The organism is Streptomyces sp. NPDC015144 (genome assembly GCF_043079735.1).
GTDB lineage: Bacteria > Actinomycetota > Actinomycetes > Streptomycetales > Streptomycetaceae > Streptomyces.
The window spans coordinates 78,594-103,999 of record NZ_JBIBUU010000001.1; the positions used below are offsets into that span (position 1 = coordinate 78,594).

Genomic DNA, 25,406 nt, shown 5'->3' on the forward strand with positions numbered 1-25,406 from the left:
GCCGTCCTCGCTCCCCGGTCGCATACTGGGGAGAGCGGGGCGGCACGGGCGTGGGCCGTGCGGGGGAGCCGCCGACCTGGTTGGGCAAGAATTTGCCCGTGGCCGAATATCGTCTGCCCGCGGGGCGTGAAAGCCGTGCTCGCAGGGGTTACGGAGGTCCGGCAGCCGTATACGAATCGTTCTACGAAGCGGGAAACCGCGGCCGAAAGCAGCCGACGCGACCACCTGGACCGGTCGCGCTCGTGTTGACCGCGAGCGGGTACGGGCGGACGCTCGCCATATAGCTGCTGAATACAACTGGTTCGGCCGGCCACCGTCGTCCGGTACGCCCACGAGAGGGGCGGCACCGTGCGTACGGGCACCCGGGACGGACCGGATCAGGAGGACGCGCATGTGCGGCATAGTCGGCTGGGTCTCCTTCGACCGCGATCTACGGGCGGCCGAGCAGGTCACGGCGGTGGAAGCGATGACGGAGACCATGGCCTGCCGGGGCCCGGACGACCAGGGCGTCTGGAACGCCCCGCACGCCTCGCTCGGCCACCGGCGGCTCGCCATCATCGACCTGCCCGGCGGGCGCCAGCCCATGAGCGCCGGCACCCCCGAGGGCGCGGTCGCGCTCGTCTACTCCGGCGAGGCGTACAACTACACCGAGCTCCGCGAGGAGCTGATCGCACGCGGACACCGGTTCACCACCGACTCGGACACCGAGGTGGTGCTCCGCGGCTACCTGGAGTGGGGGGAGCACCTCGCCGAGCGGCTGAACGGCATGTACGCCTTCGCGATCTGGGACGGCCGCCACGACCGGCTCGTCATGATCCGCGACCGGATGGGCGTCAAGCCCTTCTACTACTGGCCGACGCCCGACGGGGTCCTGTTCGGCTCGGAGCCCAAGGCGATCCTCGCCAACCCGCTGGCCCGTCCCCGGGTGACCCTCGACGGGCTGCGCGAACTCTTCACCATGGTCAAGAACCCCGGCCACGCCGTCTGGGACGGCATGTACGAGGTGCAACCCGGCACGGTCGTCACCGTGGACCGCTCCGGACTGCGCACCCGCGTCTACTGGCGGCTGGAGACCCGCCCGCACACCGACGACCAGGACACCACGGTCGCCACCGTCCGCGCCCTCCTCGACGACATCGTCCGCCGCCAGCTGGTCTCCGACGTCCCCCGGTGCGTCCTGCTCTCCGGCGGGCTCGACTCCTCGACGGTCACCGCGCTCGCCGCCCGGCAGCTCGCCGAGACCGGCGAGAAGGTCCGCACCTTCGCCGTCGACTTCGTCGGCCGCACCGAGAACTTCGTCGCCGACGAACTGCGCACCACCCCCGACACCCCGTTCGTCCACGACGTGGCCCGGCAGTCCGGCACCCTCCACCAGGACATCGTGCTCGACCCCGGCACCCTCGCCGACCCCGGGGTACGGGCCAGGATGATCCGGGCCCGCGATCTGCCGATGGGCCTCGGCGACATGGACTCCTCGCTCTACCTGCTCTTCCGGGCCATCCGCGAGCACTCCACCGTCGCCCTGTCCGGCGAGTCCGCCGACGAGGTCTTCGGCGGCTACCTCCAGTTCTTCGACGAGAAGGCCCGCACCGCCGACACCTTCCCCTGGCTGGTGCGGATGGCCGAACACTTCGGCGACGACGCCGATGTGCTCCGCCCCGACCTCGGCGAGGCCCTGGACCTCGGCGGATACATTCAGGACAGCTACCGCACCGCCGTCGCCGACATCGAACGGCTCGACGGCGAGAGCGACTTCGAGTACCGGATGCGCCGGATCTGCCACCTCCACCTCACCCGCTTCGTCCGCGTCCTGCTCGACCGCAAGGACCGCGCGAGCATGGCGGTCGGCCTGGAGGTCCGGGTGCCGTTCTGCGACCACCGGCTCGTCGAGTACGTCTACAACGCGCCCTGGGCGCTCAAGTCGTTCGACGGCCGGGAGAAGAGCCTGCTGCGCGAGGCCGCCGCCGACGTACTGCCCCGCTCGGTGTACGACCGGGTCAAGAGTCCCTACCCCTCCACCCAGGACCCCGAGTACGCCGTCGCCCTCCAGGAACACGCCCGCGCACTCCTCGCCGACCCGGACCACCGCGTCTTCGAACTCGTCGACCGGGACCGGCTCCGCAGGGCCGCCGAGCGCCAGGCCCCGCAGATCACCGCCGCCTCCCGGCGCGGCCTGGAACGCGCCCTGGACCTGGCCGCCTGGATGGAGCTCTACGACCCCGAACTGGTCCTGGACGAACCGGCCGGACCTTCCCCGGCCGGAGACGGCCGGCCGGAGTCCTCGGGCACCTCCTCGTAGGCGAGCCACTGGGCGAAGGCGTGCAGCCCGCGCGCCCGCCCGGTGGCGGGCGCCCAGCCCGCCGGGAGCGGAGCCGCCACCGGGCGGCGCCACCCGGGCCGGGCGCCCGGCTCCGGCCGCACCGGTACGGGCCGCACCGCGTCGTGCACGGCCTGCGCCAACTCCGCCGCCGTGCACGGCTTCTCCGGCGCGACCGCGAAATCCCGCCCCCGGGGCCGGGTGCGCAGCACCACCGCGATCGCGTCGGCGAGGTCGGTCACGTACACCGGCCACACCTCCGCGTCCGGGTCGCCCTCGGCCACCACCGGGCGGCTGCGCAGCGCGTCCCACACCATCCGGCCGATGGGGGAGCGGCGCGAACAGCCGGGACCGTACACCTCGCCCACGTGCAGCGTGTACGGGACCGGCTCGTCCGGCGGACGGACCGTGACCCGGGGCTCGGGGGAGCCCAGCGCGGTCAGGTCGATCACCGCGGCGGACCGCTCCGACAGATCGGCCAGCCTGCGCACGAGGTGCTCCCCGAGCGGGTTCGCGGCCCCGTGCCAGACGGGACCGCCCGGCCGCCGACGGGGCGGGCGCCGGCCGTCGGCGGCCTCCCGCCCGGCCTCGAGCGCCCGGTGCGCCACCTCGGCCAGGGGCGCGCGACGGTGCGCGAGGTGCTCCTCCGTGCTGTTGTTGCTGATGCCACCGGTGCCGATCGTCGCCACCGACTCCGCGTACGCCGCCGACGCCCCGGGCGGGACGTCGAGCCCGGCGCGGACCGCCTCGAACCCCATGGCCAGGGCGGTCAGCCAGGTCCCCCGCACATCCGGTCCGGGCGCCCCGGCACCCGGTGGGCGCAGCAGCGTGCCGGGCAGCCCGGCCCCGCGCAGGTACTGCTCGGTGTCCAGATGCAGCCACCGCTCGGGGCCGGGCCCCGCGACCCGCACCGCGCACTGCGCCACCGAGTGCTTGAAGAACGGCACCACCGACAGGCCGGTCAGCGTCCGGCCCTCCTGGCCGGGCAGGTCGCCGGGGACGAAGCAGACCGAGCGGCGCGGGCCCCGGAAGGCGTTCCCGGAGATCGAGCCGCGGTCCTCGTGCTCGGCGAGATTGGGCACCGCGACGTAGCGGGGCACGCCCCGGGCGGTGAGGTAGCGGTGCATCAGGATGTCGTCCGGCCAGCCGCCGAGCCGCTGCCGCCCGTACGCCACGAATCCCTCGGCGACCCGGCGGGGCAGCACGATCGCCACGCACGGGAAGTACTCGTTGACCGCCCCGACCCAGCGGGCGCCCGCCATCGCCCCCATCCGGACCGCCGCCCCGTTGCGCGAGTCCCAGAGCGCGAACAGGGCCAGCGCCGCGTCCGGCAACTCCTCGACGGCGGACCGCACCCGGTCCAGGAAGGTTTCGGACAACACCATGTCGTCCTGGACCACCAATTGATGGGTGGCCCCCTCCTCGATCGAGGACCAGGCGGCGAGCGCGGTGCGCAGCACCGACGGGGTGCCGGTGGGATCGGGGTCCATGACGACCCGGAAGAGGCCGCCGTCCACGCTCAGGGCCAGTTCCTCGGCCGCCGCGCGGCGTCTGGGGTGGGTCATGACCACCGCGCTGAGCCGTGGGCGTGCCATAGGTCCTCCCTGGGTCCGAACCGGCCCGGCCCGCACCGGACACCCCGCGGGGACCGGATCCGCCAGCCGGATTCGGACAGTACGGGCGGCGCGGACGGCCCGCAAGAGTGCCGAAACGGCCCTCTGGCAGAGGGCCGACGAGCCCGGGAATGCTGGGGCCGGTATGCGCCGGAGCCCGGGGCCCGAGCGCCGCGTACCCCATCCTCCCCGACGCAGAAAGAGGCTTCCCATGCCCGCGTTACCCCCTTCGCAGCGGACCGACGGCGACGAGTCCGTCCACTCCCGCCTCGGCAAACTCCGCGACGCCCGGATCGTCGTGACCGGTGGCGGCGGCCTCGTCGGCAGCAGGCTGGTCCGCCTGCTGCACGGCGCCGGGGCCGTCGTCACCGCCCTGGACCGGATGGACGCCTACCCCGGCACCGGCCACGAGACCTTCGGCACCGCGCGCAGCGGCGCCCGGCTCGTCGTCGGGGACGTCCGGGACGCCGACACCGTCGGAGCCCTGCTGAAGGACGCCGACTTCGTGGTCCACGCGGCCGCCTACGCCGACGTCGCGGCCTGCACCCGCCGCCCCGACATCGCCTTCCGCGCCAACGTCGAGGGCACCCAGGTCGTCCTGGAGCAGGCCGCCCGCTTCCCCGTCCGGCGCCTGGTCCTCGTCTCCTCCGCGTCGGTGTACGGCAACGGCGACCCGGACATCGAGGGGCCGCAGGTCTTCCACGAGGACATGCCGCTCAGCCCGGTCTCCGTCTACGCCAACGGCAAGCTCTGGGCGGAGCACCAGACCCGGCTGATGCTCGGGGCCGGTGGCGGCACCGAGTACGCGGTGGTCCGCTACTTCTCCGTCTACGGCGACCCCCAGATACCCAAGCCGGGCAGCCACTCCTGGATGGTGCCCTGGCTCTCGCTCCAGGCCCGCCTCGGCCGCCCCATGCGGCTCAACGGCGGCGGGAACCAGGTCCGCGACCTGGTCCACGTCGACGACATCGCCGAGGCCACCGCGCTCGCCCTGATCGAGGAGCAGATGGCCGAACGGACCGTGAACGTCGGCACCGGCCGCCCCACCTCGGTCCGCGAGGTCGCCGACCTGATCGCCCCGTACTTCCCCGGCGCCCGGCGGATCGTCACCCCGCGCCCCGAGGGCGACCCGCTCGGCGGCTACGCCGACACCACGCGCTCCCGTGAACTCCTGCGCTGGCAGGCCCGGATCGGCGTCGAGGAGGGCGTCGACCGGTACGTGCGCTGGCTGCTGGCGACCCCGGACGCCACGCCACGCTGGCTGACCGAGGAGTACGAGGAGGCGGACCGGGCGTGACACGCTGCGCACCGACGGCCCCCACGGGGCGCACCGGCGGCGACGGAGGCGACACGCACACCATGGGCTACACCGGTTCCCACATCTGGTCACTGCGTCAGCGGGTCGGCTCCCGCAAGCTGCTGGTGCCCGGCGCACAGGTGCTGCTGATCGACGGGGCGGGCCGCGGTCTGTTCCAGCAGCGCGCGGACACCGGCGTCTGGGAGCTGCCGGCCGGCGCCTGCGAGGAGGACGGCGACTTCGCCGACGCCGCCGTCCGTGAACTCGCCGAGGAGACCGGTCTGCGGGTGGCGAGGGAGGACCTGGAGGCGTTCGGGACGCTCTCCGACCCCCGGGTGCACACCCTGACCTACCCCAACGGGGACGTGACGCACTGCTTCGCGCTCTGCTTCACCGCCCGGCGCTGGTCGGGGGAGTTGGCCCCCGGCGCCGACGAGGTGCGCCGGGCCGTCTTCCGGCCGCTCGACGCCCCGCCCCGACCCCTGCACCCGCCCACGGAGGTGGTGCTGTCCATGTACGAGACCTACCGTGCGGAAGGAAGGTTCCAGGCCCGGTGAACGCCACGGATCCGATACGTGCCGAGGTGCCCTGCCGGGCCTGCCTGTCCGGTGAGGACCTGGACTGGCTCGGCGGGGGCCGCTCGGTGAGCCTCGCCCTCGCCCTGCCGACGACCGTGGAGGTGCGGCCCGGCCCCGCGCCCGACGACGGGCCCGCGGACGGTTGGCAGCGGGAGGTGTGGACGTTCCTGCGCGGGCGGCTGGCCGGGCTCGCCCCGCGCCCGCCCGCGGTGACCGTGCGCAGCCAGGCGCCCGCGGCGAGCGGACTGTCCTCGTCCACGGCGCGGATCGTGGCCCTGTTCCGGGCGTACGCGGACCACGCCGTGCCCGGCGAGCGGGTCCCGGACGCCACGGTCACCCGGTGGGCGTACGAGTTCGAGTTCGCCGTCTTCAACGGGGGCGGCATGGACCACCTCGCGGTCGTCGAGGGCGGCGCGCTCCTCATCGACGGCCGGGAGGAGGGGCTCCCCGCCGTACGGGACCGCCTCGACCTCCCGGAGGAGTGGCGGGTGCTCGTCGTGGACTCCGGCACCCGCAAGGACACCCGCCACCACATCCGGGACGTCCGGGCGCAGCTCGCCGCGGGCGACCCGGCGCTGGCCGCCTACCGGGCCGCCGCCGATGCGGCGTCGGGCCGGGTGTGGGCGGCGCTGCGGGGCCGGGACCTGGCGGCGCTCGGGGCCGCGATGTCCGACGCCCACGCGGCCATGCGCGACCACCAGCGGATGTCGACACCGCTCCTGGAGAAGCTGCGGGCCCTCGCACTCGGCTCCGCCGGCCTGCCGCTGAAGCTCAGCGGGGCCGGCGGGGGCGGTGCGCTGGTCGGCGTCTGCCGGGCGGACGCGCTGGAGGAGACGGCGGCCCGGCTGACGGCGGCGCTGCGCACCGCGCACCCGGGGGCCCGGGTGGTGCCCGCCGCGGCGGCTCCGGGTGTGCGGCGGGCCCCGGAGCCGGTGGCGGCGGGAGGTCAGATGAAGGGGTCGTAGTCCTCCGGGAGCGGGGGCTCGCCGGTTCCGTCGGCGATGCGGTCCAGCTCCAGGTTGGAGCGGTGCCGTGCGCAGTGGAACCGGCAGTCCCGGCTCGGGTCGACGATGCCCCGGCGGTCCGCGTCCCGCCAGATGTCGGCGAGGTCGTCGGTGACCGCGTCCCCGATCCTCGCGAGCGGGTTGCCCCGGTGGTAGGAGCACACGTACACCCCGGACGGGGTGATCAGCGTGCGGAGTTCGGCGACCCGGCAGCGGTCGTACGCCTTGGGCTGGACGGGGCCGACGTGGCCGCGCAGCGAGGTGAGGGTGGAGGAGTTGACGAGCTGGAAGCGGTCGCTCTCCAGCCGGGCGGCCTCGGCGAGCTGGCGGTCCACGGACTCCAGCATCTCGCCGGGGACCTGCACGATGTGGTGGTCGTCGTCGAACATGGCCTTGGTCTCGAAGTAGTCGCAGCCGATGTCGTGGGCGAGTTCGGCCGCCAGCCCCACCTCGTGGTGGTTGGTCACGGTCGGCCCGCCCGGTTCCTGACGCGACATCACCAGGAAGGAGTAGCCGAGGGCGCCCTTCTTCTCGGCGGCCAGCAGCCGCATGTTGCCGATCACCTTGTCGAAGACGCTGCGGCCCTTGCGGTCGGGCCGGAACAGCCCGTACGTCTCGGCGGTGCCCGCGTCGACGGAGACCCGGACCCAGCTCGCGTACCGGGCGAGCTCGGCGAGGTTCTGCCGGATCATCGTGCCGTTGGTGACGACCCCGATGGCCAGGCCCGCCTCGCCGAGGATGCGTAAGACCTTGCGGGTGCCGCGGTGGGCGAGCGGTTCCCCGCCGCCTATGAGGACCACCGCGCGCACGGACAGGTCGACCAGCTCCTCGGCGAGCGAGGCGAGCCGCTCGGGGGTGAACCGGCCCTGGTTGAGGAGCTTTCCGCTGATGCACTCGGGGCAGGCCAGGTCGCAGAACGTGGTGGGGTCGAGGTCCACGACGAGCGGTGCGGCCGACGGCTCGCCCGAGGCGGCCCCGACGACCCGGGGCCAGTCGGTGGGCTGGTACAGCTTGGAGACGAGATCGAGGCGGTCGTGCGTCACAGGGTTCTCCTCTGCGGGGTGTACGGGTGTCGTCGCGGGGCGCACCGGTCCCGGCAGGGCCTCGGGGGTGTCCGGCGGACGCGTGCGACGTCCGCACCCGTCCGCCGGCCCCCTCGCTCAGCCCTTGACCGCTCCGGTGGCGAGCCCCGCGGCGATCTTGCGCTGGACGACCAGGAAGAAGACCACGACGGGCAGCGCGGTGAGCGTGGCGCCCGCCATCAGCCCGCCGTAGTCGGTGCCGAAACTGGTCTGGAAGGAGACCAGCCAGATACTGACGGTCTGTTTCTCCGGGGTGGACAGCAGCACGTAGACGAGGACGTACTCGTTCCACGCCTGCACCATCGCGAAGACGGAGGTGGCGACGAGCCCGGGGGCGAGCAGCGGCAGGACGACCCGGACGAACGCCCCGAGCCGGCCGCAGCCGTCGACCATCGCCGCCTCCTCCAGCTCCGCCGGGATCGCGACGATGAAGCCGTGCAGCATCCACACGGTGAACGGCAGGGTGAAGACGAGGTAGACGAGGATCACCCCGCCCAGGCTGTCGGTGAGACCGGCGTCGTTGAGCAGCAGGTAGACGGGGATGATCAGGGCGGCGAGCGGGATCATCTGGACGGTGAGGATCACCAGGACGAACGCCTTGCGCCCGGCGAACCGGAACCGGGCGAGCGCGAACGCGGCGAGGGTGCCGACCAGCAGCGAGACCAGGACGGTGCCCAGACCGATGACGGCGCTGGAGCGGACGTTGGCCCAGAAGTTGTCCGTACCCATGGCGCGGGCGAAGTTGTCGAGCGTGGGGTGGCTCGGCCAGAACTCGGGCGGCACACCGAGGATCTCGCTCGCGGGCCGGAACGCGGTGAGCACCATCCAGTAGACGGGGAAACCGAGGACGGCGGCGGTGAGCAGGCCGAGCAGGTCGTGGCGGAGGCGGTGGCGCCGTACCCCGGCCGTCCGCCGCCCGGTGCGTGCCCGGCTCATTCGACCTCCCCCAGCCGCAGCATCTGCCGCAGGTACACGACCGCGCCCACGAGCAGCAGCACGACGGTGACCAGGGCGATGGCGGCCCCGGCGCTGTAGCGGTTGACGGCGAACGACTCGATGAAGGAGTAGACGCCGAGGAGGTAGTACTCCCGCTCCGGCTGCCCGCCGCGCATCAGCCAGATCTGGTTGAAGACCCCGAAGTCCCAGATCGCCATCAGGGTGGTGACCATCACGAAGAGGGGCTTGATCGACGGGAAGGTGACGAACCGGAAGAGCTGGCCGGGCCGGGCGCCGTCGATCAGCGCGGCCTCCTCCAGCTCCGCCGGGATCCGGGTGAGCGCGGCGTGCAGGCTGACCGCGGCGAACGGCAGCGCCCCCCAGACGACCACCGCGACGATCACGGCGAAGCCCTGCCGCGGGTCGGTGAACCAGTTGTGCCGGGAGAGATCGACACCGGGCAGCGTCGACAGCAGCCAGTTGACCACCCCGTAGTCCGTGTCGAAGAGCCAGCGGAAGACGGCCGCGGCCACCATCACCGGCATCGCCCACACGGCGACCAGCACCCCCGCCAGGACCGCCCGCACCCAGGTCGACGTACGCCGCATCAGCAGCGCGACGAACAGGCCGAGCACCATCGTGAGGGTGACGCAGACGACGGTGAACAGGGCGGTGCGGGCCACCACCGTCCAGAAGAACCCGTCGCCGAGGATCGTCCGGAACTGGCCGAGACCGGCCCACGGCGGCGACTGGCCGCTGAACAGCTCCTTGCGGGTCATGTCCTGGAAGGCCAGGGCCACCATGTCCGCGAGTGGATAGGCCAGCACCACCAGCAGGGACAGGAACGCCGGAGCGATCAGCAGATAGGGCAGGGGGCGGCGCCGCCCGCGGCCGGGCGGGTCAGCGCTCATTGATCACCGCGTCGATCCTGCGGTCCGCCTCGCGCGTCGCGTCCTGGACGGACGCCTTCCCGGTGGCGATGCGCTCCAGCGTCTCGGGCAGGATGTTGGACTTCTCCACCGCGGTCCAGCCGGGCGCGAGCGGGGTGACCCAGCCGCGCGTGGCCGCCTGGGCGGCCGGGCCGTTGACACCCCCGGCGGCCACGTCGGCGAGCTGCACGGTGTTGTTCGGGAGCGTGTTGGCGGCGATCAGCTTCCGCTGCGACTCGCTGTCGGTGAAGAGCCGGATCCATTCGGCGGCCAGCTCCTGGTTCTTCGACTTCGCGGGAACCGCCAGCGTGGATCCCCCGAGGAACGGCGGGAGCAGCTTCCCGGACGGGCCGGGGAAGGCGAAGGTGGCGAACTTGCCCTTGAGCGCCGGATCGCCCCCGGAACGGGCGTCGGCGGCGGCCTCGGCCTCCCAGGTGTTCCCGTAGAAGACCCCGACCTTGCCCTGCCCGACCACGGCCGGCTCGTCGCCGTTGTCCTTCGCCCGGTCGCCGACGTAGTAGTCGTCCATCAGCTTCTTCCAGGTGGTGAGCCCGGCGACGGACTTCGGCGAGGAGAGCGCCCCCTGCCAGCGGCCGTCCTTCTCCACCGCCATCTCGCCGCCCGCGTCCTTCACGAAGGCCATCGCCGCCGACCAGTACCGGCCGGGCAGGTAGAGCGCCGAGAAACGCGGGTCGTCGGCCCCGTACTTCTCCTTCAGCCGGTCCAGGTCGGAGATCAGCTCCGGGTAGGTGCGCGGGGCGCGGGTGATCCCGCTCGCCTTGAAGTAGTCGGTGCGGTAGACCCCGACACGCGCCCCCGCGTAGTACGGCACGCAGTACGTCTTCCCGTCGAGGCGGCAGGCGTCGGCGAGCGCGGGCAGCCACTGCCCGGACCGCTCGAACGACTTCGGGTCCAGCTCCGCGAACGCCCCGTTGACCAGGTAGTTGGTGGTCTCGCTGTTCCCCATCTCCACCACGTCCGGGGCGTTTCGCCCGGCGAGGACGGCGTCGAGCTTCTGGTTCTTCGTCGTCCACTGCTGGTACTGGACGGCGACCTTCACGCCCGGGTGCTTCTCCGTGAACCGCCGGTTGGCGTCGGCGACCATCTCCGGCCAGCTCTCCTTGGCGTCCACGGTCAGCCACACCGTCAGATCACGACCGCCCCCCGACCCTCCCGAGGAGTCGCCCCCGCCCGAGGAACAGCCCGTCAGAGCCAACAGCAGCAAAGCACCCAGGATCCCGGATCGGCGGGGCAGGCGCGGTGTCATGAGTTCCTCCGTGCGGGATTCGTGGGGGACGTACGGGACTGCTGCGACGGTCTTCATCACTACCCCGGCGACCGGGACTCCCCGCCATAGCACGGAGTTTCGGCCGGAAGACAACGGTGCGCCCCGGGCCGAGGACCGGGCGCTCCCCGGCTGTGCTGCGCCGATGCCGAATCCCACCCCGGCGGCGACAGCCGTACTCCGGCCACGCTGACGCGAATGGCACGTTCGGTAGCCGGACGGCTCTTGACGGTGACGGCGCACTGCCCGCAGTTTGGCCCCTGCGGCACCCCACGACCCCGATCGAAGGGCTTGTACGTGACCGAGCAGAGCACCACCGCGTCCACCGACCCCGCCTCCCGCGGGGCCACCGCTCCCGCCGGCTCCGAACGTCCCGTACGGGTCAACGCCTGGAACGGGTGGGACCCCCTGCGCCATGTGATCGTCGGCCGCGCGGAAGGCACCGTGGTGCAGGCCCCCGAGCACGCGGTACGCCGCGACTACCCCGACGACGGCTTCCCGCTCGGCACCTACGGCCCCATGCCGACGGACATGGTGGCCGAGGCCGACCAGCAGCTCGACGACTTCGCCGAGATGCTGCGAAGGCGCGGCATCCGCGTGGACCGCCCCACCCCGGTCGACTTCACCCAGCGGGTCTCCACGCCGGAGTGGGAGCACGACTCCATGTTCGGCTGCATGCCGCCCAGGGACCTGCTGCTCACCGTGGGCAACGAGGTCCTCGAAGCGACCATGTCGTACCGCAGCCGCTGGTTCGAGTACCTCTGCTACCGGCCGCTGCTCCAGGAACTCTTCGATGCCGACGACCGGATGCGCTGGGAGGCGGCGCCCAAACCCCGGCTCACGGACGCCTCGTACAAGACCGGGTTCTGGGACACGTACAACGAGCTGCCCACCGAGGTGCAGCTGGCCCGGGTCCGCGACTACGACCTGGTGCTCACCGAGGCGGAACCGCTCTTCGACGCCGCGGACGTGGCCCGGTTCGGCAAGGACCTCTTCGTCCAGCTGTCGTTCGTCACCAACCGCAGCGGCTACGACTGGCTGCGCCGCCACTTCCCCGACCACCGGGTGCACGCGGTGACCTCGACCAACACCCATCCGCTGCACATCGACGCGACCTGGGTGCCGCTGCGGCCCGGTCTGGTGCTGCACTGCGGGGAGCGGCTGGCGGACGCCGAGCTGATGGAGTTCTTCAAGCTGAACGACTGGGAGATCGTGGAGGCGGTGCAGCCCGCCAGCTGGGACCACCCGCCGAAGCTGTCGTTCTGCAGCCCCTGGCTCGCCGGGAACATGCTGAACCTCGACGAGAACACCCTGTGCGTGGAGGAGAAGGAGGTGCGCCTCGCCGAGCAGCTCTCCTCCTACGGCTTCGAGATCGTGCCCGTGCCGTTCCGGGCGGTCGGCCCGTTCGGCGGCGGGCTGCACTGCGCGACCGTCGACATCGAACGGGACGGCTCCCTCCAGGACTACTTCCCGCGCCGGTACGGCCGGTTCTAGGGATGGCGACGGCGGGCGGGGGCGGGACCGGGGCGGTCGTTCTCGACTTCTACGGGACGCTGGTGCGGATGGTCGAGCCCCTGCCGCCGGACCACCGCGCGATCTTCGCCCGCCGGGGCCTGGCCGACCAGGGCGAACGCTGGGGCGACCAGTGGTCGGTGGGCCCCGCCGAGGGCGAGGAGCATCTGGCGCACTCGGCCGACGAGACCGCGTACGTCACCTGGGAGCGGGACCGGCTGCGGCGGCGGGCCCGGGGCTGCGGAGTGCCGGAGGGGGAGCTGGACGGTCTGGTCGCCGAGCTGGACGCGGCGATGAAGGCGGTCCGGCTCGCGCTCTACCCGGACGTCCCCGGCGTTCTCACCCGGCTGCGGGAGCGCGGGCTGCTGGTCGGGGTCTGCTCCAACTGGTTCTGGAACCTGGAGGAGTGCCTCGCCGGGGCCGGCATCGACGGCCTGGTGGACGTGGTGGTGGGCTCCGCGCGGGCGGGCGCCCGCAAACCGCATCCGCTGATCTACCGCACCGTGGCCGAGCGGTGCGGGCTGCCGCCGGGACGGGTGCTGTTCGTCGGCGACATGTGGACGCCCGATGTGCTCGGCCCGCTGGCGGCGGGGATGCGCGCGGTCCATCTGCACCGGCCCGACCGGGCGGTACGGGAGGCCGCGCCGCCCCTGCCCGAAGGGGCGGCGCGCATCACGTCACTGTCCGGCCTCATCCCGCTGCTGGACCCCGGTGGCGCAGCCGGTCCAGGAGGTTGCGGGTGACGCGCACGACGGCGGGGTCCTGCTCGTGCCCGCAGACCACGGGCCAGTCCGTGGTGCCCGCGGTGAAGACGGTGCCGCCCGCGGTGTAGAGGCCCATGGTGGCGGCGCGCGGGCTGCGGACGGACGGCTCGCGCACCGGAACGTTCCAGTGCCCCGGTTTGCCGTCATGGAAATTCTCGTGCACCGGATCGAGGACGTATATCCCGAGAATGAGAAAGGATTCCGGAGTTCCGTCCTCGCCGGTGGCGTGGGCGATTCCGTCCGCGTCGCGGAAGAACGCCGCCCCGTCGCATTCGTATCCGATGAGCGGTGTTCCGGCGCCCAGCCGATCCGGTGTTCCGCCGCCGGACGCGTCGCGCATGCCGGTGCCTTCGTAGAGCCAGTGACCGGCGTGCTGCACGGTGTATCCGACGCGCGGCCGGTCGCCCGGCCATTCGGTGGCGGGCCACATTCCGCCGTTGCGGAAACTCACCCCGGTCAAGGTGTTCTCCGGGCGGCCGACCCCGTCCGGTGCGGGCACCCACCACTGGTCGGTGGCCGGCAGATGCGGATATTCCTCGCCGACATGGTGATCGGTGTCGGAGACGAAAGCGGTGTTCCCGTCCGTCGGACGCACGCGCCACCAGCAGGTGTTGGCGCTGAGAAAGGCGATGTTCCCGCCGCTCCGGACGAACCGCTCGGCGTGCTCGCGCATCTCCGCGCTCCAGTACTCGTCGTGGCCGACGCTGAGCAGGAGGTCGTAGGAGTCGAGCAGGGCGGGGTCCTCGTGCAGGTCGAGGTCGGTGCAGTACTCGACCGGGTAGCCGTTCCGCTCCAGCCAGCCGATGAACGGAGCGTCCCAGTAGGCGAGGTCGATCACACCCCCCGGGCGGTGGAAGCCGACCTTGTGACCTCGGGGTTCGCCGTCGCCACCGGCCCGGTGCACCGGATGGTCGTACAGGCTGGCGCCCCGGTCCGCCCCCGGCAGGTCGGCACGGTTGTAGGCGTGCCGGGTGAAGGTCGACTTCTTGTAGAGGATGCGGGAGCGGCAGGCGGGGACCCGGGGGCGTACGACGAAGAACTCCCGGGCGGGCCCCTCCAGCCCGGCGAGGTCCAGAAGCGGTGGATTCTCCGGGCGGCCCGGTCCGCATGCGACGAACTCGACCACATGGATTCCCGGCTCCCAGTCCCCGGGAACGGGAAGGGTGAGCGGCGGCCAGCCCCAGTCGTCGGCGGGCGAGGCGAGCCCGGGCAATCCGTCGGGATGGGCGGGCGGCTCGTGCCGGGTACCGGGAAACTCCCCGGATTCCCCGACGGGGAAGAGTTCGCTGCCGAGCCGGTAGAAACGGAGACGGAATCGGGGGGCGTCGGTGGAGAGATGGAACGTCATTTCCTCGCCGACGGTGACGCTTTCACGGCCGAGATATCCCTCAATCATGCCGGTCATGCTAGGCAGCCGCCCCGGACCCGACAACGCCACCGCCAACAGGCCACCCGATCCGCTGTTTTCGGCCACGCACGGCGGGTCGGGACTTTCCGCCCGCTCTTCTGGGTAGGGCGGAATCCGGAAATGGCACAGCCGTCGATCGACCGCTGAGGGGCTCGCATGGGTGAAGAATTCCGCGGTGAATTCCGTGTACGGGAACTGGTGCTGGGTATCGAGGGGCTGGCGCTGCTGCGCAACGCCGTGGACGGTGACGAGACCTTCCTGCGCGAACGGGTGGCCGACATACGCCGCTTCGCCGTCGACGAGGAGCGGCTTCCGGACGGCGGCGCCCGGGTCAGCGAACTGGACGCGGCGGCCGGGTACGCCTCGTGGTCGACGGTCTACGACTCGCTGCCCAGCTCGTACATCGAGGTGGAGGAGCCGGTCGTCGCCGCGATCCTCGACGGCCTCGCACCGGGCACGGCGCTCGACGCCGCCTGCGGCACCGGCCGCCAGACCCGGACCCTGGCCGCGCGCGGCCACCGCGTCATCGGCGTCGACCAGTCGCCGCACATGATCGCCAAGGCCCGGGAACACACCCCGGACGCCGAGTACCGGGTGGGCCGCCTGGAGCGGCTGCCGGTCGACGACGACTCCGTCGACCTCGCCGTCTGCTCGCTGGCGATGACCCATCTCCCCGACCTCGCCCCCGCCGTGGCGGAACTGGCCCGGGTGGTCCGGCCGGGCGGCCGGATCGTCGTCACGGACCTGCACCCCTTCGTGATCGCGCTCCAGGGCCAGTGCCTCTTCGTGCACGGCGCCGAGGAACTGGCCTTTGTCCGCAACCACGTCCACCTGCCGAGCCACTACCTGGACGCCTTCGGCCGGGCCGGGCTGCGGGTGCGCGGCTGCCGCGAACCCCTCTTCAACGGGAGCCTGGCGCCCGGCGGTTACGAGGAGTTCATCGCGGACGCGGCCCGCGCCGCCTGGGACGGCCTCCCGATCGTCGTCGTCTGGGACGTCGAGGTCCCCGCAAGCTGAGGAGAACCCATGCCCCTGGACCTGGTACGCCACGCGCAGCGGCCCGAGCTGTGGGACCGCATCCCCGAGCGGTTCGCCGGAGTGGTGCCCGAGTACAACCTGCACGGCGACATCAACGGCGACTACTGGAATCGGCTGTTCGACGACTTCCCGGAGTTCCAGTTCCTCCTGTACGACGACGAGCACGAGGAGATCGCCGGCGTCGGCCGCTCACTGCCCCGCACCTGGGACGGCACCGAGGCGGACCTCGGCCCCGGACTCGACGACTCGATCGCCCGCGCCTTCGCCGACCGCGACGCCGGCCGCGCCCCGGACGCGCTCGTCGCGCTCGGCATCGAGGTCGCCCAGGACCACCAGGGGCGCGGCCTGTCCAAGGTGCTGCTCGATGCGATGACGGACACCGCCCGGCGGGCCGGGCTCGGGACCGTCCTGGTGCCCGTCCGCCCCACTTGGAAGGACCGCTACCCCCTGGTACCGATCGAACGGTACGCGGCGTGGACCCGCGACGACGGAACCCCGTTCGACCCCTGGATCCGGACCCAGATCGGCGCCGGCGGCACCCTCGCGGGAGCCTCCGCGCACTCCTCCCGGATCACGGGCACGGTCGCCGAATGGGAGAGCTGGACGGGCCTCCCACTCCCGGAGACCGGCGAATACACCTTCCCCGGCGGCCTCGCTCCCCTCCACGTCGACCGGGACCGTGACGTGGCCGCGTACTGGGAGCCGGGGGTGTGGATCGCGCACACGGTTCGGTAGACGGGGGCGGGGTCAGAGGGAGCATCCCCGCACGCGCGGGGAACACGCCGCAGTCGCGGCAACCGTTGTTGGTCGTGGGGACCACCCCCGCACGCGCGGGGAACACGTGGCCACGGTCCAGCTTGCACCCGCTCACACGGGACCACCCCCCGCACGCGCGGGGAACACGGACATGCATTCCTCCAGTGAGTGACGCTCGGGGGACCACCCCCGCACGCGAGGGGAACACTGCGCGGCGCGGACAGTCTCGATGGTGAGGGCGGGACCACCCCCGCACGCGCGGGGAACACCCGGTCGAGATGAGCGGCACGGCGCGCGCCTCGGGACCACCCCCGCACGCGCGGGGAACACTGACGCTCGCGAAGTCCGGCGTCGGCACCATCGGGACCACCCCCGCACGCGCGGGGAACACGACCCCTGGCGTGACCTACGAAGAAGGCCGTCGGGACCACCCCCGCACGCGCGGGGAACACAACCGGCGGGGCTTTTGTGCTTGTTACGCCTGGGGACCACCCCCGCACGCGCGGGGAACACGAGCACCGCCTGATGCTCCACGGCTGGGCACCGGGACCACCCCCGCACGCGCGGGGAACACGCGCGAAGTCCGCCATCCGCAGGTCCGTGGGCGGGACCACCCCCGCACGCGCGGGGAACACAGCTCGTCGACGGTGACGAAGACGACCGGCAGGGGACCACCCCCGCACGCGCGGGGAACACTTCGAGGCGGACTTCTTGGCCTCACGGGCCTCGGGACCACCCCCGCACGCGCGGGGAACACCGAGCCGTCGCGTACGGCGCGGACCCGGGCGAGGGACCACCCCCGCACGCGCGGGGAACACGCGGTGCATGTCATGCCCGCAAACATCTGGCGGGGACCACCCCCGCACGCGCGGGGAACACGCCGCCGCCGTGCCCCCGCGCCCGCGACGGCCGGGACCACCCCCGCACGCGCGGGGAACACGACGCAGGTGCGGCGGGCGGTTTTCTGGGCCTGGGACCACCCCCGCACGCGCGGGGAACACTCCCGTTTGAACCGGCCCTGGTCGACGGTGGAGGGACCACCCCCGCACGCGCGGGGAACACACCATTCAGGCTCTGGTGCGTGTGCCCGGCGCGGGACCACCCCCGCACGCGCGGGGAACACTGCCCCGCCGGGCTCCTCGGCTACGCCAGCGGGGGACCACCCCCGCACGCGCGGGGAACACACCATTCAGGCCCTGGTGCGTGTGCCCGGCGCGGGACCACCCCCGCACGCGCGGGGAACACGTGCCGGGGCACGGGTCCTCGCGAGGTGGATGGGGACCACCCCCGCACGCGCGGGGAACACGGGTGCTTCACCCGCTGGAGCTTGTTCGCCCAGGGACCACCCCCGCACGCGCAGGGAACACACGACGCAGGGCATTCCCGAGGCCACCGCCGAGGGACCACCCCCGCACGCGCGGGGAACACCAGCCGGACCGTGTTGCCCGCACCACCGCGGCGGAACCACCCCCGCACGCGCGGGGAACACAGAGCCCGGTGGCCTGGTCGTATCCGGGGGCGGGACCACCCCCGCACGCGCGGGGAACACCGCCGCCCGACCCCGGCCCCGGCTGTCGCGCAGGGACCACCCCCGCACGCGCGGGGAACACCGAGGCCGACGAAGCCGACGCGGAGCGGATCGGGGACCACCCCCGCACGCGCGGGGAACACGATCTGCTCATGTCGGCCGACGCGGCCGAGGAGGGACCACCCCCGCACGCGCGGGGAACACTGTCGGCCGTGTCGCGGCCGTGTCGGTGATGCGGGACCACCCCCGCACGCGCGGGGAACACTTGCCGAGCTCGGGTTCGATGCGGAGTGGTGCGGGACCACCCCCGCACGCGCGGGGAACACTCTTCGTGACCTGCGAGTTTATCGAGCGAGGGAGCTGTCCTGATCCAACTTCGTTGAATCCGTCATCCGGGGCATAAGCGTCATAATCCCTCTCTTGCGGTGTCTGGCCGGCGGTCGCCCAACATCATCGCTCCGCCCAAGGTTTCACGAGAAGTGGCCCGCGTCCCCGGCCTGCGGCCGAACCCTCGACGGCGGAATCGGGCTTCGCGAACTCCCGCAGGGCCGTAACGTATCCCGTTCTCGCCTCGTGAAGCAGTCTGCCTAAAGTTGCGGGCCATGGGATGGAATGAGTGGGACGAGTCGGAGTATCTCGACTGTCTGCGGTCCGAGCGGCGCGGGTACGCGTGGGTGATGAGGCGTCATGGCGGGATGACGCGGGAGCAGGCCGAGGCAGCCGCTCTGGACTGGTACCCGTACGAGGACCCTGGTGCTCCGTACCGCGGGCTCGTTTTCCATGACGAGGCGTGGCATTGGGCGATGCTCGCGATCCATGGTGACCGGTACGCGGTCGAGCGCCCCGACCTGGGCAGCCCGTCGTCCGAGTACCTGGCCCTTGAGTGAGTGTCGCGCCAGGAGCGTGTTCCGCCGGATCGGAAGGGGGCCGGGTGCCCGGAGAACGGGGGCGGACGCGGATGTGAGCGGTGCTTCGTGGACGCCGGGGCGGTGTGGTCGCCGCCCCAGGGTTCCGGACCGGCCGGGGCCGATTCGGCGGCGAGGTTCATGCCTTGCCGTGCTCTCCGTAGCGGTGGGCCCAGGGCAGGGCCTCCTCCAGTGAGGCCGATACACCGAGCAGAAGGTCCTCGCGCCCCCAGTCGGCCGTCAGTGAGACCCCGAGGGGCAGGCCCTGCGAACTCCAGCCCAGCGGAAGGCTGATGGCCGGGAAGCCGGTGGCGTTCGCCAGTACGGTGTTGCCCGTGAACGCGGTCATCGCGGCCAGTTCCGCCGCCGGGTCCGCGTCGTTGCGGAGGCGGCCGATGGGCGTCGGCGGGTTCGTCACCGTCGGAGTGATCACCACGTCCGCGTCGGCGTGGTCGAGCGCCCAGGCGCGGGCGCGGGCCTGGACGGTGCCGATCGAGGCGGCCAGCTCGCCCGAGGTGAACTCCTGCGAACGGGAACGGAGATGGCGGACGATCGGCCGCAGGGACGATGCGTCGAGAGCCATGGTCCTCGACCCGACGAGTGCCGCGAACATCATCTGGAACCCCTCGGTCAGTTCGGGGTCCGGTGCCTGGTCCCGGGCGAAGACCTCGTGTCCGAGCCCGGCCAGTGTGCGGGCGGTGAGCTCCGCGGCCGCGGCGACCTCGGGATCGACGGGGCCGCCGGAGACCGAGCCCTGGGCGAGTGCGATCCGGAGCCGTGGCACGGGCGCGTCGCATGCGCGCTCGTAGCTGTCGCACCGAGGTGGATGCACGGTGCCGGCCCCGGTGCGGCCGGTCAGGGCGTCCAGGAACGCCGCGGTGTCGCGGACCGTTCGGGCGATCGGCCCCCGTACGGAGAGGCCCATGCCGTCGTTGCCCGCCGGGCCCGCGGTGACAAGCCCGCGGCTGGGCTTGAGCCCGACCACACCGCAGGCGCTCGCGGGTGAACGTATCGAACCGGCGGTGTCACTGCCCTGCGCGATCGGGACCAGCCGGGCGCCGACGGCGGCCGCCGCGCCTCCGCTGCTGCCCGCCGCGCTGCGGCTGAGGTCGAACGGGCTGCGCGCCGGGGCGGACACCTCGGGTTCGGTGTAGCAGGCGGCTCCGAACTCGGGGACCGTGGTCTTGCCGAGGCTGATCAGCCCGGCGCCGGTCATGACGTCGACGATCTCGTCGTCGTGCTCGGGGATCCAGTCGCGGAACAGCGTGGACCCCAGCGTGGTGCGTACGCCCGCGGTGGCCTCCAGGTCCTTGATCGCGGTGGGCACGCCGAACAGGCGCGGCAGCCCGGCGTGATCCGTCGACCGCAGGACACGTTCGGCCTCGGCCGCGGCGACGCGGGCCCGGTCGGCCGACACGGTGGTGAACGCCCCCACCCGGTCGCCGTCGCCGTCGCCGTCGCCGATCCGGGCCAGCAGGTGCTCCACGACGTCGGTGGGACTCGTCTCGCCGCATGCGTAGGCGGCGGCCAGTTCCAGGGCCGTGAGGTCGTGCAACTCCGTCATCCGCACTCCCGTTGAAGTTTCGTTACGCGTATCGATATGGTGCGGGCATGGTGACCGAAAAGGCAAGCACTCCGAAGAACGGCCGCCCCCGGGCGGTGGCGCTCGACGCGATCCTGGACGCGGCGACCGAACTCTCCGACGACGAGGGGCTCGACGCCGTGAGCTTCCGCGCGCTGGCCGACCGGCTGGGCGTGTCGCCCATGGCGATCCACCGCACGACGGGAGGCGTCGACGCGCTCCAGCACGCGCTGGTGTCCCGCATCGTCGGCGAGGCGACCCGGGCGGTGGAGTGGCCGGAGGACTGGCGCGGCACCGTCCGGGTCTTCGCGAACGCGCTCCACGATCTGCTCATGCGACACCCCGTGATCCTTGAGGCCCATCGCCGGGCCCCGCTGGTCGGGCCGGGCGCCGACGAGACCGCGTTCCGGGTCGTGGCGGCGCTGCGCGGCGCGGGGCTCGACGAGGAGGCCGCCGCGTACGCGTACGGCACCGTGCACGACTTCGTCACCGGCCATGTGGCGATCCGCCTGGGCCGCGGCGATCTGGAACTGCACCACCTCCCGCCGGAACGCCGGGACACGTCGGTGTTCGCGGACCACCACGACTACGACCGCCGGTTCTCCTTCGGCCTCGACGTCGTCATCGGCGGAATCGCCGCGGCTGCCGAGGCCCCCGTGACCCACGAGGAGCGGCGATGACTCCCTCCCGGGCGGACCTGCCGCGGGTCGAGCTGCCCGAGACGCATCATCTGACGGTCCCGGGCGGGCGCCGCATCGCGTACTGCTCCTACGGCGACCCGGCCGCGCCGCCCGTGATCGTGCTCCATGGAAGCCCCGGCAGCCGCTACGAGGGCCTCGCCCTGCGGCAGGCAGCGACGGAGGCGGGCCTGCGCCTGGTCTTCCCGGACCGTCCGGGGTACGGCGAGACCGACCCGGTGCCCGGTCGTGGCTTCCACCGCTGGAACGACGATTTCGTGGCCCTGCTCGACCATCTCGGCCACGAGCGGGCCGTACTCGTGGCGATCTCGGGCGGCGGCGGGTACGCGCTCTCGGCGGCCCAGCGGCTTCCCGGGCGGGTGACGAGGCTGATCCTCGCCTGTGCCGCCGTTCCCGGGGCTCCCCGCGAGGCGTACGCGCACCGGATCCCACTGGTCAAACTGGTGAACATGGTCGCCGTCCGGGCTCCGGCGGTCGCCCGGCGGATGCTTGCGGGGAAAGGCGTCTTCAAGAAGGCGAGGAACGAGCCGAACCTCGATGCCTGGCCCCGCTCCGACCGGCTGCTCATGGCCGACCCCGACTACCGGGCGCTGTCCGAGGCGGACACGTCCGAGGGGCAGCGCCAGGGCGCGGACGCGGCCGTCGCCGACCTCGCCGGCTACTCCCGCCCGCTGCCGGACCCGCTGCGCTCGGTCTCGGTGCCGACCCTCTTCCTCCATGGCGAGGCGGACGGCAACGTCCCCGTGGAAGTGGCGCGCTGGGCGCACGCGCAGATCCCGGGGGCCGAACTGCGCACCGTCCCCGACGGCGGTCACCTGTTCCTGCTCGCGGACCCGGGGCCGCTCCTGCGGGAACTGGCCTGAGCGGTACCGGCGGCCGCGCGGGTTTAGGCAGGGGCGGTCGCGGACGCCGCGAGGAAGCCGGGGCGGACGGTCGATCGGCTCAAGGCTTGGCGAGCGTCGCGTCGCGTCGCGTCCGGGGGTGTGCCCGTATTCCGCCGGGCACACCCCCGTCCGTATCCGCTGGTCACACCAGAGCCCGGCCTGATCCGAACGAAGGACGCTCACCCACCGACTCGCCCGCGCGGACGCCCGCCCAGGCCAGGGCGGTCATCGCGCGGGCCTCGTCCGGGCCCGCCTCGGGGCGGCGTTCGGGCGGGAGGCCGGCCGGGCCTGCGGTGGCGACGGCGGAGTGCCGCAGCCGCTCCAGCGCGTCCGGGGGGACGCCGTCGGGCAGTGGCCCCAGGCTTTGGGCGGCGCGGGCCGCCTGCCTCCCGAGGAGCAGGCAGTGGATCCACAGCTCCTCGGCGAAGGCGTCGCCGAAGGTCCGGGCCACCTCCGTCGCGAGGTCCTTCGGCATCCGTGGGGCCCGTACGGCTTCCTCGGTGAGGCCGGTCGCGGGGAGCGCGTCGCGCCAGCGGTGGTGGCCGCGTCCGCCGTCGGCGCCGTTCTCCTGCCCGACGAGCCGGACGTACCCCTCGCCGTACCGCATGTACGGGATCCAGCCCGGCTCCTCCAGGACCCGCCCCCGGTCCAGCAGCGGTGCGGCGTCGGCGGCGGAGGTGGGGCAGACGGCGAGCCGGATGCCCTGCGCGGCGTGGTCGTTGATGCTCGTCGTGCCGATGTGCTCGACGACGTTCGGCACGGCGAGCAGGCTCATCCGGCCGCGCCCCCGGAAGAAGGCGGAGAGCAGTTCGTCGTCGTGGCGCTCGGCGCTGTCGCGGGCGTACGCGCGGAACGCGGCGGCGCTTTCGACCGGCAGGCAGAGGGCGAGGGACGGCGTGAACTCGTCCGGCACGGCCCGTACCCAGGAGGCCCCCGCGAGGGCGGCGAGCCGGGCGGCGGCGCCGTTGCGGGCGTGCCAGTTGGTGTAGAAGACCAGGGCCTCGTCGGGGAACCGGGCGGCGGACCGGCCCACGATCTCCAACAGTTCGGCCGGGGCGTCGACATCGTCCTGCACGACCAGGTGGTGACCGGCCCCCGGGGCCACCGCGGCCCAGGCGACCAGGGCGGTCCGCAGGGCGGAGGGCGGCCCCTGCGGGTCCGGGTCGAGGGCGAGGCCGTCGAGCCGGAGCCGGGCGGCGAGATCCCGGGCCTGGGCGAGGCGGACGGGGTGGGTCATGACGGCCGAACTCACGTGGGGCTGGGGCACGCTGCGCTCCTCGTCAGGGATGGTCGCCGGTCATGGTCGCAGAGCGGGGCCGGGCGGACCCGGGTGTGCCAGGAGTTTGGCCGGATCGGGGGCGGTGGCGGCCGAGGGGAGGCAGCAGTAGCCGACAAGAAGGGACAAATAAGCGTCAAAGGGGACTGTTTTGTTCGAATCCTAGGACTCCTTTGACACCCTCAAAGTTTCGCGTATACCTTCCATGCCCAGTTGGGTGTCCTCAGTGGACGCTCGATGTGGACGAAGGGGCTGTTCCCATGCATGCGGAACCCACAGGACAGTACGGTCGGATCGGGCGGCGCGGAGTGCTCCGCGCGGCGGGAGCGGGTGCCGGTGTGCTCGCCTTCTCGGCGATCCTCTCGGCCTGTGCGCCGCAGCGGCCCGAGGGCGGGGAACCGGCGGACGGAACCGCGGCCCGGGGCTCCGACGCCCCGATCCGCACACTGACCCTGGCGCTGCCGTCGTCCCTCTCCACCCTGGACGTCAGCCGCGAGTCCGGCATCCTCAACTACGTCGTGGCCTGCCTGGCCCAGGAGTCGCTGCTCTCGGTCGGGCCCACCGGCAAGCTCGGCCCCGGTCTCGCCGAGAGCTGGAAGCAGCCCGACGCCACGACGTACGTCTACACCCTGCGCCGCGACGCCAAGTTCTCCGACGGCACCCCGGTCACCACCGACGACGTGCTCGCCTCCATCGACGCCGCCCGGGACACCGGCAGCGGACTGGCCTACGCCTGGGCCGACGTCGCCTCCGTCCGGGCGACCGGGGCCCGCGAGATCACCGTACGGCTGAAGCACCCCGACGCGGCCTTCGCCTGGACGCCGACCCCCGGCACCCTACTGATCAGCAGCAAGGCGTTCCTCACCCGGAACAAGGGCAAGGTGGGCACGCCGAGGACGCTGCTGCTGGGATCGGGGCCGTACCGGGTGACGTCCTTCGCCGCCGACGACCACGTGGCCCTGGAGCGCAACGACCACTGGTGGGGCGACCGTCCCTCGGTGCGCACGCTGAAGCTGTCCTTCGTCCCCGACGCCGGGACCCGGCTCGTCGCCATGAAGTCCGGTTCCGTCGACGGTGCGCTGAGCCTCCCGTCCGACGAGGCGCGCAGCTGGGAGCGGGAGGCCCGGGTCACCTACACCGGCGACCGCTCCGTGGTGGCCCTCGCCTTCGACACCGCGCGGGCGCCCTTCGACGACGTGCACGTGCGCAGGGCGTTCGCCCACGCGGCCGACCGGGCCGGGATGACCAAGGGCATCCTGCACGGCAAGGCAGAGGTGGCCTCCACCCTCGTCTCGCCCGACATGTGGGGCGACCTGCTCACCGCCGACGCGGTCGGCACCGCCTACGACAAGCTCCCCGCCTGGGACTTCGACCTCGACCTGGCCCGGGCGGAACTCGCGAAGTCCGCCCACAAGGACGGCTTCACCGTCGACCTCACGTACCCGAGCAGCGGACCCCAGCTGGGCAAGGCGGCCCTGGCGCTGGCGGCCTCGCTGAAGGAGCTCGGCATCACGCTGAACGTCAAGGAGACCACGCTGGAGCAGTGGATCGCCGACCTGGTGCCCGGCAAGAAGCCCCTCCAGTTCCTCTGGTACTACCCCGTCACCGGCGACCCGGCGGAGCTGACCAACGCCTACCTGGACAGCGGGGCCACCCCGACCAACCTGCCGCACTACGCCAACAGGACCGTCGACAAGGCCCTGGCCACCGCCCGGAAGACCGTCGACCCGGCCGTGCGCGGCACCCACCTGATGACCGCCGTCACGGCCGCCGCCGCCGATCTGCCCTACCTGCCGCTGTGGTGGGCGCAGACCGCGACGGCCTTCTCCAAGGACCTCGTGTTCGAGGAACCCGGCCCCTTCGCCCTCGTCGGCCCCTGGGCCACCCGGGTCAAGAAGGCGGCCGCCTGAGACCGCGTGCCGGGCGGGAACCCCCTCAATTCCCCCGAGCCCGCCCGGCACGCACCCCTTCGGAACCGCCGGTCCGCCCCCACGCCCGTAGCAGCACGAACGGA

The 25,406-nt window shown here is 72.8% G+C and carries 20 protein-coding genes and 1 CRISPR repeat array; of the genes, 12 read left to right on the top strand and 8 right to left on the bottom strand.

All coding sequences use genetic code 11. The features are described 5' to 3' along the window. Window positions 1-391 precede the first annotated feature (391 nt). The gene (asnB, locus tag ACF08W_RS00290; RefSeq protein ID WP_392277878.1) at window positions 392-2,299 is read left to right on the top strand and encodes an asparagine synthase (glutamine-hydrolyzing); all 1,908 of its coding nucleotides are present in this window, start codon (window positions 392-394) and stop codon (window positions 2,297-2,299) included. Here asnB and ACF08W_RS00295 read toward each other — a convergent pair. Next, window positions 2,212-3,912 carry a hypothetical protein gene (locus tag ACF08W_RS00295; protein WP_392277879.1) on the bottom strand — a complete coding sequence of 567 codons (1,701 nt, stop codon included), beginning with the start codon at window positions 3,910-3,912 and terminating at the stop codon, window positions 2,212-2,214. The two genes, asnB and ACF08W_RS00295, sit on opposite strands and share 88 nt — an antisense overlap. A gap of 229 nt (window positions 3,913-4,141) precedes the next feature. Here ACF08W_RS00295 and ACF08W_RS00300 point away from each other — a divergent pair, with 229 nt between their 5' ends. Genes ACF08W_RS00300 through ACF08W_RS00310 form a run of 3 tightly spaced genes read left to right on the top strand, consistent with a single transcriptional unit; the run spans window position 4,142 to window position 6,770 of the window. Further along, the gene (locus ACF08W_RS00300) at window positions 4,142-5,227 is read left to right on the top strand and encodes an NAD-dependent epimerase/dehydratase family protein (protein WP_392277880.1); all 1,086 of its coding nucleotides are present in this window, start codon (window positions 4,142-4,144) and stop codon (window positions 5,225-5,227) included. Then, window positions 5,224-5,784, top strand: a complete 561-nt coding sequence (locus ACF08W_RS00305) for an NUDIX domain-containing protein (RefSeq protein WP_352279620.1) — start codon at window positions 5,224-5,226, stop codon at window positions 5,782-5,784. The genes ACF08W_RS00300 and ACF08W_RS00305 overlap by 4 nt, the downstream gene beginning before the upstream one ends. Next, window positions 5,781-6,770: a mevalonate kinase gene (locus ACF08W_RS00310; protein ID WP_392277881.1), complete on the top strand. Its 990-nt coding sequence runs from the start codon at window positions 5,781-5,783 to the stop codon at window positions 6,768-6,770. Before ACF08W_RS00305 ends, ACF08W_RS00310 begins: the two co-directional genes overlap by 4 nt. Here ACF08W_RS00310 and ACF08W_RS00315 read toward each other — a convergent pair. The 4 genes from ACF08W_RS00315 to ACF08W_RS00330 form a co-directional block, all read right to left on the bottom strand. After that, complete coding sequence (locus ACF08W_RS00315; protein ID WP_352279617.1) at window positions 6,752-7,852, bottom strand: radical SAM protein; 1,101 nt, start codon at window positions 7,850-7,852, stop codon at window positions 6,752-6,754. The genes ACF08W_RS00310 and ACF08W_RS00315 overlap by 19 nt on opposite strands. 117 nt (window positions 7,853-7,969) lie before the next feature. Beyond that, entirely contained in the window at window positions 7,970-8,827 is an 858-nt protein-coding gene (locus ACF08W_RS00320; RefSeq protein WP_352279616.1) for a carbohydrate ABC transporter permease, read from the bottom strand. Next, window positions 8,824-9,738 (bottom strand): carbohydrate ABC transporter permease, encoded by a 915-nt coding sequence (locus tag ACF08W_RS00325; RefSeq protein ID WP_392277882.1) that lies wholly within the window; start codon window positions 9,736-9,738, stop codon window positions 8,824-8,826. Before ACF08W_RS00325 ends, ACF08W_RS00320 begins: the two co-directional genes overlap by 4 nt. Continuing rightward, window positions 9,728-10,981, bottom strand: coding sequence for an extracellular solute-binding protein (locus ACF08W_RS00330; RefSeq protein WP_392277883.1), 1,254 nt, complete (start codon window positions 10,979-10,981; stop codon window positions 9,728-9,730). The genes ACF08W_RS00325 and ACF08W_RS00330 overlap by 11 nt, the downstream gene beginning before the upstream one ends. Before the next feature lie 357 nt (window positions 10,982-11,338). Between ACF08W_RS00330 and ACF08W_RS00335 the strand changes: the two genes are divergently transcribed. Beyond that, window positions 11,339-12,535, top strand: a complete 1,197-nt coding sequence (locus ACF08W_RS00335) for a serine/threonine protein kinase (protein WP_392277884.1) — start codon at window positions 11,339-11,341, stop codon at window positions 12,533-12,535. Between the two features lie 2 nt (window positions 12,536-12,537). Then, window positions 12,538-13,296 (top strand): HAD family hydrolase, encoded by a 759-nt coding sequence (locus ACF08W_RS00340; RefSeq protein WP_392277885.1) that lies wholly within the window; start codon window positions 12,538-12,540, stop codon window positions 13,294-13,296. Here the strand turns inward: ACF08W_RS00340 and ACF08W_RS00345 are convergent. Then, entirely contained in the window at window positions 13,244-14,713 is a 1,470-nt protein-coding gene (locus ACF08W_RS00345) for a N,N-dimethylformamidase beta subunit family domain-containing protein (RefSeq protein WP_392277886.1), read from the bottom strand. The genes ACF08W_RS00340 and ACF08W_RS00345 overlap by 53 nt on opposite strands. 168 nt (window positions 14,714-14,881) lie before the next feature. Here ACF08W_RS00345 and ACF08W_RS00350 point away from each other — a divergent pair, with 168 nt between their 5' ends. The 3 genes from ACF08W_RS00350 to ACF08W_RS00360 all read left to right on the top strand — a co-directional run bounded on the left by ACF08W_RS00350 (window position 14,882) and on the right by ACF08W_RS00360 (window position 18,934). After that, a complete protein-coding gene (locus tag ACF08W_RS00350) occupies window positions 14,882-15,742 on the top strand; it encodes a class I SAM-dependent methyltransferase (protein ID WP_385208727.1) in 861 nt (286 codons plus the stop codon). Window positions 15,743-15,751: 9 nt separating this feature from the next. Further along, window positions 15,752-16,498, top strand: coding sequence for a GNAT family N-acetyltransferase (locus tag ACF08W_RS00355; RefSeq protein WP_392277887.1), 747 nt, complete (start codon window positions 15,752-15,754; stop codon window positions 16,496-16,498). A gap of 17 nt (window positions 16,499-16,515) precedes the next feature. Beyond that, window positions 16,516-18,374: a CRISPR direct-repeat array (repeat unit 29 nt; unit sequence GGGACCACCCCCGCACGCGCGGGGAACAC). A 275-nt stretch (window positions 18,375-18,649) separates the two neighbouring features. After that, window positions 18,650-18,934, top strand: coding sequence for a hypothetical protein (locus tag ACF08W_RS00360; protein ID WP_392277888.1), 285 nt, complete (start codon window positions 18,650-18,652; stop codon window positions 18,932-18,934). A gap of 157 nt (window positions 18,935-19,091) precedes the next feature. Here the strand turns inward: ACF08W_RS00360 and ACF08W_RS00365 are convergent, their stop codons facing one another. Beyond that, entirely contained in the window at window positions 19,092-20,516 is a 1,425-nt protein-coding gene (locus ACF08W_RS00365; RefSeq protein ID WP_392277889.1) for an amidase, read from the bottom strand. 47 nt (window positions 20,517-20,563) lie between these two features. On the opposite strand from ACF08W_RS00365, the gene ACF08W_RS00370 reads away from it, so the two are divergent. Together ACF08W_RS00370 and ACF08W_RS00375 are read left to right on the top strand one after the other, a co-directional pair. Next, window positions 20,564-21,214: a TetR/AcrR family transcriptional regulator gene (locus ACF08W_RS00370; protein WP_392277890.1), complete on the top strand. Its 651-nt coding sequence runs from the start codon at window positions 20,564-20,566 to the stop codon at window positions 21,212-21,214. Next, window positions 21,211-22,095: an alpha/beta fold hydrolase gene (locus ACF08W_RS00375; protein ID WP_392277891.1), complete on the top strand. Its 885-nt coding sequence runs from the start codon at window positions 21,211-21,213 to the stop codon at window positions 22,093-22,095. Before ACF08W_RS00370 ends, ACF08W_RS00375 begins: the two co-directional genes overlap by 4 nt. Window positions 22,096-22,258: 163 nt before the next feature. Here the strand turns inward: ACF08W_RS00375 and ACF08W_RS00380 are convergent, their stop codons facing one another. After that, window positions 22,259-23,383 carry a hypothetical protein gene (locus ACF08W_RS00380; protein ID WP_385208741.1) on the bottom strand — a complete coding sequence of 375 codons (1,125 nt, stop codon included), beginning with the start codon at window positions 23,381-23,383 and terminating at the stop codon, window positions 22,259-22,261. A 269-nt stretch (window positions 23,384-23,652) separates the two neighbouring features. On the opposite strand from ACF08W_RS00380, the gene ACF08W_RS00385 reads away from it, so the two are divergent. Then, a complete protein-coding gene (locus ACF08W_RS00385; protein WP_392277892.1) occupies window positions 23,653-25,302 on the top strand; it encodes an ABC transporter substrate-binding protein in 1,650 nt (549 codons plus the stop codon). Window positions 25,303-25,406: the final 104 nt, after the last annotated feature.